Annotated in this window: 13 protein-coding genes; 7 read left to right on the top strand and 6 right to left on the bottom strand. The window is 57.9% G+C overall.

The window, feature by feature from the left end; all coding sequences use genetic code 11:
• The first annotated feature begins 152 nt into the window (after window positions 1-152).
• Complete coding sequence (gene gcvA / locus ACL2XQ_RS12940) at window positions 153-1,058, top strand: transcriptional regulator GcvA (protein ID WP_413728794.1); 906 nt, start codon at window positions 153-155, stop codon at window positions 1,056-1,058.
• Window positions 1,059-1,138: 80 nt separating this feature from the next.
• Window positions 1,139-1,966 carry a DMT family transporter gene (locus ACL2XQ_RS12945; protein WP_413740461.1) on the top strand — a complete coding sequence of 276 codons (828 nt, stop codon included), beginning with the start codon at window positions 1,139-1,141 and terminating at the stop codon, window positions 1,964-1,966.
• Window positions 1,967-2,079: 113 nt separating this feature from the next.
• Here the strand turns inward: ACL2XQ_RS12945 and ACL2XQ_RS12950 are convergent, their stop codons facing one another.
• The gene (locus tag ACL2XQ_RS12950; protein ID WP_413740462.1) at window positions 2,080-2,655 is read right to left on the bottom strand and encodes a TetR/AcrR family transcriptional regulator; all 576 of its coding nucleotides are present in this window, start codon (window positions 2,653-2,655) and stop codon (window positions 2,080-2,082) included.
• A 152-nt stretch (window positions 2,656-2,807) separates the two neighbouring features.
• Between ACL2XQ_RS12950 and ACL2XQ_RS12955 the strand changes: the two genes are divergently transcribed.
• Both ACL2XQ_RS12955 and ACL2XQ_RS12960 read left to right on the top strand, forming a co-directional pair.
• Entirely contained in the window at window positions 2,808-3,542 is a 735-nt protein-coding gene (locus ACL2XQ_RS12955; protein ID WP_410014956.1) for an SDR family NAD(P)-dependent oxidoreductase, read from the top strand.
• A 170-nt stretch (window positions 3,543-3,712) separates the two neighbouring features.
• The gene (locus tag ACL2XQ_RS12960; protein ID WP_410014957.1) at window positions 3,713-4,312 is read left to right on the top strand and encodes an NADPH-dependent F420 reductase; all 600 of its coding nucleotides are present in this window, start codon (window positions 3,713-3,715) and stop codon (window positions 4,310-4,312) included.
• A gap of 170 nt (window positions 4,313-4,482) precedes the next feature.
• Here ACL2XQ_RS12960 and ychF read toward each other — a convergent pair whose 3' ends face one another.
• Together ychF and pth are read right to left on the bottom strand one after the other, a co-directional pair.
• The gene (gene ychF, locus ACL2XQ_RS12965) at window positions 4,483-5,574 is read right to left on the bottom strand and encodes a redox-regulated ATPase YchF (RefSeq protein WP_410014958.1); all 1,092 of its coding nucleotides are present in this window, start codon (window positions 5,572-5,574) and stop codon (window positions 4,483-4,485) included.
• Between the two features lie 187 nt (window positions 5,575-5,761).
• Complete coding sequence (pth, locus tag ACL2XQ_RS12970) at window positions 5,762-6,346, bottom strand: aminoacyl-tRNA hydrolase (protein WP_410014959.1); 585 nt, start codon at window positions 6,344-6,346, stop codon at window positions 5,762-5,764.
• A gap of 262 nt (window positions 6,347-6,608) precedes the next feature.
• Here pth and ACL2XQ_RS12975 point away from each other — a divergent pair, with 262 nt between their 5' ends.
• Together ACL2XQ_RS12975 and ychH are read left to right on the top strand one after the other, a co-directional pair.
• Window positions 6,609-7,082: a GNAT family N-acetyltransferase gene (locus ACL2XQ_RS12975; RefSeq protein WP_413740463.1), complete on the top strand. Its 474-nt coding sequence runs from the start codon at window positions 6,609-6,611 to the stop codon at window positions 7,080-7,082.
• A 383-nt stretch (window positions 7,083-7,465) separates the two neighbouring features.
• Window positions 7,466-7,735 carry a stress-induced protein YchH gene (gene ychH, locus ACL2XQ_RS12980; RefSeq protein WP_410014961.1) on the top strand — a complete coding sequence of 90 codons (270 nt, stop codon included), beginning with the start codon at window positions 7,466-7,468 and terminating at the stop codon, window positions 7,733-7,735.
• A 366-nt stretch (window positions 7,736-8,101) separates the two neighbouring features.
• Here the strand turns inward: ychH and prs are convergent, their stop codons facing one another.
• From prs to lolB, 3 genes are all read right to left on the bottom strand, one after another.
• Entirely contained in the window at window positions 8,102-9,049 is a 948-nt protein-coding gene (gene prs, locus ACL2XQ_RS12985; protein ID WP_331122568.1) for a ribose-phosphate diphosphokinase, read from the bottom strand.
• Window positions 9,050-9,201: 152 nt separating this feature from the next.
• On the bottom strand, window positions 9,202-10,062 hold the full coding sequence (ispE, locus tag ACL2XQ_RS12990) for a 4-(cytidine 5'-diphospho)-2-C-methyl-D-erythritol kinase (protein WP_410014962.1): 861 nt from the start codon (window positions 10,060-10,062) through the stop codon (window positions 9,202-9,204).
• Window positions 10,059-10,682 (bottom strand): lipoprotein insertase outer membrane protein LolB, encoded by a 624-nt coding sequence (gene lolB, locus ACL2XQ_RS12995; protein ID WP_410014963.1) that lies wholly within the window; start codon window positions 10,680-10,682, stop codon window positions 10,059-10,061. Before lolB ends, ispE begins: the two co-directional genes overlap by 4 nt.
• Window positions 10,683-10,903: 221 nt before the next feature.
• Here lolB and hemA point away from each other — a divergent pair, with 221 nt between their 5' ends.
• Window positions 10,904-12,160: a glutamyl-tRNA reductase gene (gene hemA, locus ACL2XQ_RS13000; protein ID WP_410014964.1), complete on the top strand. Its 1,257-nt coding sequence runs from the start codon at window positions 10,904-10,906 to the stop codon at window positions 12,158-12,160.
• Window positions 12,161-12,185 lie beyond the last annotated feature (25 nt).

The raw sequence follows: 12,185 nt of genomic DNA on the forward strand, positions 1-12,185 counted from the left end.
GAACGTCCCGGTCCGTCCCTGGGGTAGATTTTCGATGAATTCAGCACCGCAAGACCCCGGCATCTATTTTTCAGCCGGGGCATAGAATATATTACCATGAGCTTCTGTTCATATAAGCCGCTATGGCGTGTGTTCACCGAGGAAACAACATGATGAGGGATCTGCCTCCCACCGCCACGCTGCGCGCCTTTGAGGTGGCGACGCGGCATGCAACGTTCACCGCCGCTGCGGACGAATTGCATATTACCCAAAGCGCGGTAAGCCATCAGCTTAAACATCTCGAAGAGATCTGGGGCTTGTCGCTATTTCAGCGTGGCAAATCATTGAGCCTGACGCCTGCAGGCGCAGCGCTGGCGCCCATCGTGCGTGAATTCTTTATGCACCTGGAGGCGACGCTCAGCGATCTGAGAGAGCAAAAGGGCAGGGTCCGGCTCAGGCTTAGTACCACCTACTCCTTCGCCCTGAAATGGCTGCTGCCAAGATTGCCGGATTTGTCCCAGCGGCATCCGGAAATTCTGGTCACGCTGGAAACCACGGACAAAGCCATCAATTTTTCCAGCGCCGAGTCGGACGTGGCCATCCGTTTCGGCACCGGCAATTATCCAGGCCTGTACTCGGAATTCATGTTCAGGGAGCAGATCTTTCCGGTTGCCAGTCCCGATCTCTTGCACCGTTTTGGCGCGCCCCATGAGCCTGCCGAATTATTGCGCTACCCGCTGCTGACAAGAGACGGCGCGGATCTGGTGCCGAAATGGGCGCTGTGGCTGCAACAGGCGGGGGTCGGCATTTCCGCGCTCCGGGAAAGCGTCAGGTTCGCCGACACGAATATGACGGTCCAGGCGGCGCTGCTGGGCCAGGGTATCGCCCTGGCCCGCAGCGGACATGTCGAAACTGAACTACGCGACGGCAGCCTGGTCCGGCTGTTCGACATACCGTTCCCTTCGCCGGTCGCTTATTATTTTGTCTGTCCAAAAGCTGTCGAATCGCAGCCTCATATCGTCAGCTTTCGCCACTGGCTCATGGCGCAATCAGCCCAGGCCCAACAAGGCTATCTCTGATACCGATACATGAGGATATCTTCATGCAGCAATGAGGAGACTTTGCTTTCATCAAAGAGCGGGGCTGCTTACTATGGCGCATGCCCTTTCATATTATTTTACTGATACTGTGCGCCGCGCTCTTGCATGCCGGCTGGAATACGCTTTTGCGCGGCGGAGCCGACAGGTTGTGGTCGATGACGGTCATGTGCCTGGCGGTGGCGGTTGCCAGCGCCGCCATCGCCTTGTGCCTGGCGCCTCCAGCCAAAGCCAGCTGGATGTATGCGCTGCTGTCAGCGGGACTGCATGTGGGTTATAACCTGTTTCTCGTCAAGAGCTATCAAGCCGGAGACCTCGGGCAAACCTATCCGGTTTCACGCGGCTCCTCGCCTTTGTTAATCACCCTCGCGGCATCGGTGTTCGACGGCGAGCGGATAGGGATGGGCGCTCTGGTTGGCATCGCCCTGATATCGGGCGGTATTATTTCCCTGACCTTCACCGGGCGCCGGCTGGCGCCGGCAAGCCTGCCGTATGCCCTGGGAACCGGATGTTTCATTGCCGCTTACAGCGTAACGGACGGCATCGGCGTGCGCTTGTCCGGCGCGCCGATGGCATACACGGCATGGATGTGCGCCTTGTGGGGCATCTTGATGCCGGCGGTATACATCGGCCTGCGCGGCGTAACAAGTTTATTGACCCCCCGGCCCGGGTTCATCACGGCTTTTATCGGCGGGCTGGTGTCTCTGCTGGCCTATGGCATCGTCATTTACGCCATGGCGGGCGCTCCGATGGGGGCGGTATCGGCATTGCGCGAAACCAGCATCCTGTTCGCGGCGGCGATGGGGTATTTTTTCCTGGGCGAGGCGCTGACGGTGCGCAAGATGCTGGCGTGCGCGGTGATCGCCGCCGGCGCCATTCTCATCGGCTGACGACCCATGGCGGGGTGGCGTGGCAGGCTATCAGACTGACGCGCCACAATAGTCCGCCACGCCCAGCCAACGGACAATCTCACGCAATGCGAACAGCCATGCGTTGCGCTCTGCTACGTTGCCTTGTTAATGGCGTTGCCCGGCTGATTTGTCAGGATGGCGCTCGTAATAAGATGAAAGAGATGATCCCGCCGCGGCGCGAATCCGGGCTGGGCGACGAGCCAGCCGAGCGCCGACATCAGGGCGAACAGGTCGTCCGCATCCATATCTGCGCGCGCCGTTCCCTCGGCCTGGGCACGGCGCAGCAGTCGCGCGCCCGCCGAGCGCACCGCGATGCATGGCGCGTAAAGCGCGGACTCCGGGTCTGCGTGGGCGCTGGCCATCAAGGCGACTACGCCGCTGTAGCTATCAACGAACGCCACCCCGGCGTGAAACCAGGACACGAGCGCCTCGTCAGGTGGCTTCGACGTCTCAACTTCGCCTGCCTTTTGCGTCAGAGCCTCCAGATTCGTGCGCAGCAACGCTTCGAACAAGGCTTCGCGCGTCGGGAAATGCCGGAGCAGTGTGGCCAGCCCGACGTCGGCCCGGCGGGCGATCTCGCGCATGGACGCATCGGCGCCCTGCTCGGTGACGACCTCACGCGCGACGGTAAGGAGATGGCTGTAATTTTTTCTGGCGTCGGCTCGCATAGGGTACCTTGACAAGTGGATCAGTGATCCGTATATTTGGATCAGTGGTCCAGATACTGGCGTGATGATCTGGACCGGTGATCCACAAGATACAGCGTCCTGATACCAATGGCAATACAGACGCTGTCCGACACGATGAAAGGGGAAACGCCATGGGAAAGCTGGAAGGTAAGGTCGCAGTTATCACGGGTGGCTCAAGCGGCATGGCGCTGGCGAGCGCCAAGCGGTTCGTAGAAGAAGGCGCCTATGTTTTTATCACGGGCCGCAGGCAAGAGACGTTGGACGAGGCCGTTAAGCTCATCGGGCGCAACGTGACCGGCGTGCGCGGCGACGCGTCCAATCTCGACGACCTCGACCGCCTGTTCGCGACGGTCAAACGGGAAAAGGGCAAGATCGATGTCTTGTACGCGAGCGCTGGCACCGGCGAAGCCGTCCCGCTCGGCGAGATTACCGAGCAGCATTTCGATGCGACCTTCGGCCTGAATACGCGCGGCACGCTGTTTACGGTTCAGAAGGCGTTACCGCTGTTTAACGATGGCGGATCGATCTTTATGACCGGGTCAATTGCGTCAATCAAAGGTTTTCCTGGTTTCAGCGTCTATGCGGCGAGCAAGGCGACGTTGCTTGCATTCGCCCGCGGGTGGCTCAACGAACTGAAGGGCCGCAAAATCCGGGTGAACGTGCTGAGCCCCGGGCAGATCGCCACCCCCATTCAAGAGCAACTCTTCGACGAAGAGACGAAGCGGTATTTCGAATCCCTGGTGCCGCGGGGAAAGATGGGGGGGCCTGAGGAAATCGCGGCGGTGGCGCTGTTTCTTGCTTCAGACGAATCGAGCTTCGTGAATGGGGTGGAATTGTATGTCGACGGCGGCACCTCGGCCATCTGAAATCGCGCTGGAAAGCGGGTGGCGGCCCGCTAACGTGGCGAAGATGATCCGGGTTATGTCGATAAATAGGGCATCCCGTTCAATTAACGGGACTGATTTCGGTGATTGTCCAGCGGGTATTGCCATGTCTGCTTACGCTGCCGGTCACCCCTACTGAAGGGAGAGTTTGCATGAGTTATTCGATTATTGGCTTTGGCGCGGTAGGCCAGGCGCTCGCCCGGGCGTTTGCAAGAAAGAACATCAATGTGAGCGTCGCTAGCCGTCGCCCTCCCGAAGCGTTGATGCAGCGGGCACAAGCGATCGGCCCCACCGTTGTCCCCAGGACGCTGCAGGATGCCATTGCGTCCGACATCATCTTTTTGGCGGTGCCGTTTTGGGAACATCGGGACGTCGCGAAACAGAAAACCACCTGGCGCGGCAAGACCGTCATCGACATGACCAATGCTTTCGGCGTTGCCGTTGAAGACTTGCAAGATCAGCCGTCGTCCGCGGTTGTCGCCAAAGCCTTTACCGACGCCGGGTTCGTAAAGGGTTTTAACCATCTGGCCGCCGGCGTTCTGGCCGCTGATCCGAGCGTGAATGGCGGCAGCCGCGTCGTGTTTTTGTCGAGCGATGACGAAAATGCGCTGGCGCCGGTCGCGGTTCTCGCGGAACAGCTCGGTTTCGCGCCGATTGCGCTAGGACCGCTCAAGGATGGCGGCCTGCTCGTCCAGGCCAGGGGCAATACCTGGGGTAAACTGATCTTCAAGGATCTCGTCAAGTTCACATAACGGCGCCTCAACGCTATGCTGCTTATGACAGTCAGCCAGCCACTCATCAAGAAGTGAGCATAACTGTGTTGAGACGATTAAAAACGAAAAATCCACGCAACCGCGTGGATTTAGGATAATCATTTATTTGAAATGCCCTGTGACGCGTCGAAGTTGAGTGACCTATTTAATTAAACATTAAACAAGAAGTTCATCACATCCCCATCCTTGACGATATATTCCTTGCCTTCGGAGCGCATCTTGCCGGCTTCCTTGGCGCCTTGCTCGCCTTTATAGGCAATAAAATCTTCAAACGCGATAGTCTGGGCGCGGATAAAACCTTTTTCGAAATCGGTATGGATTTTACCGGCCGCTTGCGGGGCGGTGGCACCGACCGGTATGGTCCAGGCGCGCACTTCCTTGACCCCGGCGGTAAAGTAGGTTTGCAGGTTCAGCAACTCGTAGCCGGCGCGGATCACCCGGTTCAGGCCCGGTTCTTCCAGCCCCAGTTCCGCCATGAATTCCGCGCGCTCCTCTTCTTCCAGTTCGGCGATATCGGATTCCACCGCGGCGCAAACCGCCACCACAACCGAGCCTTCCCCGGCGGCGATAGCCCGGACTTTATCCAGGTAGGGGTTGTTTTCGTAGCCGTCTTCATTGACGTTGGCGATATACATGGTCGGCTTAAGCGTCAGGAAGCTGAGATAACGGATAGCCGCTTTTTCTTCCTCATTGAGATCGAGCGTGCGCAGCATGCCGGCGTTGCCCAGGTGCGGCAGGCATTTTTCCAGCGCGGACAGCTCGATCTTGGCATCCTTATCGCCGCCCTTGGCGCGTTTTTGCACCCGGAAGATAGCGCGCTCGCAGGCTTCCAGATCGGACAGCGCCAGCTCGGTATTAATCACGTCGATATCATCCACCGGGTCGACTTTGCCGGCAACGTGGATGATATTATCGTTCTCGAAGCAGCGCACCACATGGCCGATGGCCTCGGTTTCGCGGATATTGGTCAGGAACTGGTTGCCCAGTCCTTCGCCCTTCGACGCGCCTTTGACCAGGCCGGCGATATCAACGAATTCCATGGTGGTCGGCACGATACGCTGCGGCTTGACGATGGCCGCCAGCTGGTCCAGGCGCGGATCGGGCATCGGCACCACGCCGGTATTCGGTTCAATCGTACAGAACGGGAAATTGGCCGCTTCAATTCCCGCTTTGGTCAATGCATTGAATAGCGTGGACTTACCCACGTTCGGCAGACCCACAATACCGCATTTGAAACCCATGGTTATATCACCTTAAATAGCTTTATTATCAGATGGTTAATTTAGTCTTACCGTACCATCAATACGTTAATGCCCCATTATACACATAAACCGCGCATAACTCGATTGGCGCCGGGCGACCGGGGTCATCGCCTGTTATAGATCCGCACGCGGCGGCAGACCGTTTTTGCTCCGGATCGGGGAGCCATCAGGCGGCTTTGAAGGCGTGCAGGCGATTCATCGCTTTTACCGGGCCTTCCTGGATTAAGATCTCGGTGCATTTAACCGCCTCGGCCACGGCTTGATCGATTAAGTCCAGTTCGCTGGCCGGCGGCTTGCCCAGCACAAAACCCACCACTTTGCTTTTGTCGCCCGGATGGCCGATGCCGATGCGCAGACGATGGAAGTTGGGATTATTGCCCAACCGGCTGATGATATCCTTCAGGCCGTTATGGCCGCCATGGCCGCCGCCCAGCTTCAAGCGGGCGTTGCCCGGCAACAGATCCAGCTCATCGTGCGCCACCAGGATTTCTTCCGGCAGAATACGGTAAAACGTGGCAACAGAGGCGACCGCCTTGCCGCTCAGATTCATAAAGGTGGTCGGGACCAGCAGCCTGACGTCCTGTCCGGCAATCGCCAGGCGGGCGGTATACCCGTAGAATTTGCTCTCTTCCCTGAGGGACTGGCGAAACTGTTCCGCCAGCAGATCCACATACCAGGCGCCCGCGTTATGGCGGGTGGCGGCATATTCCGCGCCCGGATTCGCCAGGCCAACAATCAACTTGATAGTCATTACGGTTTCATTCTCAACTATTGCTCTCGATTAAACAGACCAACGCACAACGGGAAATCAGGCGGCCGTGGTCCTGCGCCGGTGATCCCGCGGTCATGTTAACAGATTTGCGCCGCAGCGGCTTAGCGAAGTGTCATCACCCCGTCGGGCAAGCCTCATGGCCTTGCGGGTGCCCTGGCGCGCGAAAACACACTTTCGTTGCCGGCGGATTGATGGCAATAATGGGATGATGTGTAACGCGTGAAAACGTCATGGGGGCATTATGGAACTGCGGCTGGCGCGCGCCCAGGAGGCGCAGGCATTATGGCTAATCCGCAATCAGGCCGTCCGGGCGGGCTGTGTGGGCGTCTATGATGCCGACACCATCATGGCTTTTACCCCGGACATCATGCCGGCGGGCTTTGTTGCCTGCATCACGCAAAATCCTTTTTTCGTCATTGCCGCGACAGCCGCCGGCGGGCCTGTGGCAACGGGGTTCCTGGATGTCACCAGGGCGTCGGTGGAGGCCATCTTTACCCTGCCGGCGTACCAGGGCAGGGGATATGCCGCGCGTATCCTGGCGCGGATTATCAGCGAGGCGAAAACCCGGGGGTTAACCCGTTTAACCCTGGCCTCGACGCCGAACGCCGTGCAATTTTATCGTCGCCGCGGTTTCAGCATCCTGGGCGAGGGGCAATATTATTCCGCCTCGGCGCAACGCTATCTGTTTTGCGTCGACATGAGCCTCGCGTTGTAACCCCGTCCGTTACAGCAACGCGCAAAACAGAATGATAATCGTCAGTGCAAGCCCGAGGCTGGTTATCACTTCCAGGTCGTCAGTGTACATAGTCACCTCCTCTCGTCTGATCCGATAATGAGGTAATCCCTGGCGCCAGGCTGTGACCGGCCGTTCAAAAAAGCTGCAATCCCGCGTGCCGGCACGCTATTGCGCGCCTCATTGATCGAGATCAATTTCTTTTAAAAACAGAATGACAGGGAATTATGATTTGTGTGACTTATTGTCAACTCTGTGATCGCGGGCACGATGCCTTTAGCAAGATATTGACTATACTTTACACAGATTGATAAGGACGACGAATGAACAATTCACGATTTCATTGAGTAACCCGGAGGTGAACGATGAAACGCAAATCAGCACTCTTATGTGGCAACAGCCTGATGGGCGTAGGTATGATAATGATGCTCGCAGGGCTTGCCTGTTCAGTATTAAATCAGCTTCCGCAATTGCACTTTACGCCATTGGTCGCGCATAGCGCCATCATGGGTATTTTTATCGGCGCCTTGTTATGGGTTGCAGGGGCGCGCATGGGCGGGCACGAACGCATCAGCGATCGTTACTGGTGGCATCGCAGGTTTGATTCCCGCTGCCGTCGTACCGGACATCATTAAGCGCCGGCACCTTGAGCCAGGTTTTTGACAAATGCACTGATCCGGCGGAGGTCTTTATTGGCGCCGCTGGTTGGCAACCGGTCATTTAACGCCGCCGTCGAAACAGCGGCTTGTGTCTCTCACTGTCCGTTAACGCGGGCGATAACAATTGAAAAAACAACGACATAGATTAATATCAACGATGACTGGTTTTATTTCCTGTCCTGAACCTGCTTACGGGTTCGGGATTTTTTTTGCATAAAAAGCGGGAAACAGTAATACGGGCGGGCCGGGCGGCCCGTATCCGGGGGCTAAACCACACGCCGGCCGATCGCCGTGGCGTGGAATGAGCAAGGCGCGCCGCCGGGGCGGCGACGCCGGCGGCTATTAATGCTCGAACATGGCGGAGATGGATTCTTCGTTGCTGATGCGACGAATGGCCTCGGCCAACATGCCCGACAGGGTCAGGGTACGGACGTTGGGCAGTGCTTTAATCTTGGGATCCAACGGAATGGTATCGCAAACAATGACCTCATCGATAACCGAATTCTTGATGTTGTCGAACGCATTACCGGAAAAAATCGGATGGGTGGCATAGGCAAAAACACGTTTTGCGCCCCGATCCTTCAGCGCCTCCGCCGCTTTGCACAGGGTGCCGCCGGTATCGATCATATCGTCCACCAACACACAGTCGCGGCCCGCCACGTCACCGATGATATGCATCACCTGGGAAACGTTTGCGCGCGGACGGCGTTTATCGATGATGGCCATATCGGTATCGTTCAGCAATTTGGCGATGGCGCGGGCGCGTACCACGCCGCCGATATCCGGCGATACCACGATCGGATTTTCCAAATCCTGCTGCAGCATATCCTCCAGCAGAATCGGGCTGCCGAAAACGTTGTCGACCGGAACATCAAAGAAGCCTTGGATCTGTTCCGCGTGCAGGTCCACCGTCAGGACACGGTCAACCCCTACGCTGGATAAGAAGTCCGCCACCACTTTCGCGGTGATGGGCACACGTGCGGAACGCACGCGCCGATCCTGGCGGGCATAACCAAAATAGGGGATAACGGCGGTGATACGACCGGCGGATGCGCGGCGTAACGCGTCGACCATGACCACCAGTTCCATCAGGTTGTCATTGGTTGGCGCACAGGTGGACTGGATGATGAAAATATCACCACCGCGTACATTTTCATTGATTTGCACGCTGACTTCGCCGTCGCTAAAGCGACCTACAGCGGCGTCACCAAGACTGGTATATAAACGGTTGGCAATACGTTGTGCTAGTTCCGGGGTGGCGTTACCAGCAAAAAGCTTCATATCAGGCACGAGAAGAACCTCAGGCTTGCGTCCAGAGAAGGTATTGCACAGCATAACACTCGGGACCGGAGCGCCATACAGGGCAATGCCACACGGGTAAAGATAAATCGAGATAACCTGGCGGAACCGTCACCTAGCGGCGGCATAACGGTCCGGTTACCTTAATGCGCCCCGGTCAACACGCGGTGCAGCGGCGAAACGTTAACGCCTCGCGCCACAAAACCACGCATCCACGCCGGGGCATGCTCCAGCACCTGACGGGCGGCGGACTCGGTATCGAATTCGGCAAATACACAAGCGCCGGTGCCAGTCAGTCGCGACGGCGCGTATTCTAACAGCCATGAAAGATGCTGTTCAACCTCGTAAAAATGTTTTCTTGCGATTGGCTCACAATCATTATGAAAAGGCTGCGCTAATAACGCCTCCAGCGCGCGTACCGGCGAGTCTCTTTTTAACGCCGGATCGGCGAATATCGCCGGCGTCGATATGCTTACGCCGGGGAGGGTGACCAGGTACCATTTTTCCGGCGGATCGGCCGGGGTCAATATTTCGCCGATTCCCTCGGCAAAGGCCGCGTGGCCCCGCACGAACACCGGTACGTCGGCGCCAAGTTCGAGGCCCAGACGGGCCAGCGCTTCCTGCTCAAGGCCGCAGCGCCACAGATGATTAAGGGCCACCAGCACCGTGGCGGCGTCGGAGGATCCCCCGCCGAGCCCGCCGCCCATCGGCAGGCGTTTAACCAGGCGAATATCGGCGCCGGGTAGGGCGGAATTATTTTTAGCCCCCCACCGGCGACGCTGCAGCAACCGCGCCGCCCGGACGATAAGGTTATCATCGTCGCGTACGCCGGCAAGGGGCGTCAGCAGCCGGATATCCCCGCCTGCGACCGGCTCGATGGTCAGCGTATCGCCGTAGTCAAGAAACTGGAACAGCGTTTGCAACTGATGGTAGCCGTCGGGCCGCCGGCCGGTAATATATAAAAATAAATTGAGTTTAGCCGGCGCCGGCCATTGATGAATCATTGCAGGGTCCAGCTGTCCATTTTGAGTTTAATACGCTGCTCGCCCTGGCGCAGTTCCAGATTGGCCGGCAGCACCGGCCGGCTGTCGTCATGGTAGCCCAGGTAAACCACCGTCCATTGCTGGCCGTCCTGGCTGTAGTTGACCTGTTTGAGCAAGCCGCGCGAATCGAGGGTGAAATCGGTGGCGTCGCCCGGCAGCCCCAGCATCCATTTACGCAGGTTGTCGAGGGGAATATTCATGCCGGTCAGCTTTTGGATCATCTGCTGCGGATCGTTGCTGACATACTTCTTACCCTGGTTATTGGTAATCTGGGCCACGCCGGGCTGCACGTTCAAATCCATTTCGGTGCTGCCGAGCGGATTGGTCAGCAGCAGGCGGTAGCGATCGGCGCCGGTTTGCTGCCAGTTAAAGCGGGCATAGACTTTTTGCTGGCCGGAAATATAGGCGAAAGAGCCGCGCGTCTGGTAGCTGGACAGCTGCGACACCGAGCGTTGATGCTGTTGCCACTCGGGGGAGGTTTGGCTTTTAGCGGGGCCTGAGGGCGTGTGGACGCTACAGGCGGCCAATAGCAGGCCGGCCAGCGGCAATACGCGGTAGTAGGCGGGAATACGCTTCGGCATAGGGAACTGCTTCCTTAATTTTCTCGTGGGTAAGGCGTTTTGTCCGGTGTTTAACACCATGATAGCGTCAATTTTCACGCTAAGCGGCATTTATTTCATTACCGGCGCCATGCCCTGATAGGTCGAAAATGCGGTGTGACTTTTCTTGATCACGCGCATCAAGTAGAATGCACTCAAACCATAACCATACTAACACTCGTATTATTTAATAGCCGTATTCCATGACCCTGCTCGCATTAGGTATTAATCATAAAACGGCGCCGGTTGCGTTACGCGAGCGGATAGCGTTTTCGCCCGAAACCCTTGACCAGGCGCTGGTCAGCCTGCTCCAGCAACCGCTGGTGCGGGGCGGCGTCGTGCTGTCTACATGCAACCGGACCGAATTATACCTAAGCGTGGCGCAGCAGGAAAATTTCAAGGAATCGCTGGTGGGCTGGTTATGCGATTATCATCATTTGCAGCCGGACGAGGTGCGCCAAAGCCTTTACTGGCATCTGGACGACGGCGCGGTCAGCCACTTGATGCGGGTCGCCAGCGGGCTGGATTCCATGGTGCTGGGCGAGCCGCAGATCCTTGGGCAGGTAAAAAAAGCCTTTGCGGATTCCCAACGCGGGCATACCGTTTCCGGCGAGCTGGAACGCTTATTCCAGAAATCCTTTTCCGTCGCCAAGCGGGTGCGCACTGAAACCGAAATCGGGTCCAACGCGGTATCGGTGGCGTTTGCCGCCTGTACCCTGGCGCGGCAGATTTTTGAATCCCTGGCTGATGTCACGGTGCTGCTGGTCGGCGCCGGCGAAACCATCGAACTGGTGGCGCGTCATCTGCGTGAGCACCATGTCAAGCAGCTGATCATCGCCAACCGCACCCGCGAGCGCGCGCAACTGCTGGCCGACGAGGTCGGGGCGCAGGTCATCGACCTGGCCGGGCTCGACGACCGCCTGGCCAGTGCCGATATCATTATCAGTTCCACCGCCAGCACGCTTCCCATTATCGGCAAGGGCATGGTCGAGCGGGCTATGAAGCAGCGCCGCAACCAGCCGATGTTGCTGGTGGATATCGCGGTGCCGCGCGATATCGAGCCGGACGTGGGCAAGGTCCCCAACGCCTATCTTTATACGGTGGATGATTTACAGGCCATTATTGAAAAAAACCTCGCCCAGCGACAGTCGGCGGCCGTCCAGGCCGAAACCATCGTCGCGCAGGAATGCCTGGATTTCATGGGCTGGCTGCGCGCGCAAAGCGCGGTGGAAACCATTCGCGATTTCCGTTCCCAGGCCGATAGCCTGCGTGCGGAAATAGAGGAGCGCGCCGTGGCGGCCATCAGGCTCGGCGCCGACCCCGAGGCGGTGATCCGCGACATGGCCCACCGCCTGACCAATCGTCTTATCCACGCTCCAACCAAATCACTGCAACAGGCCGCCCGTGACGGTGATGTCGAACGGCTGCAAATACTGCGGGACAGTCTGGGACTGGACTAGTTCATTATACTAATAAGGTAAAACC

Origin of the sequence: Sodalis sp. RH14 (assembly GCF_047324285.1) — a bacterium.
Classification (GTDB): domain Bacteria; phylum Pseudomonadota; class Gammaproteobacteria; order Enterobacterales; family Enterobacteriaceae; genus Acerihabitans.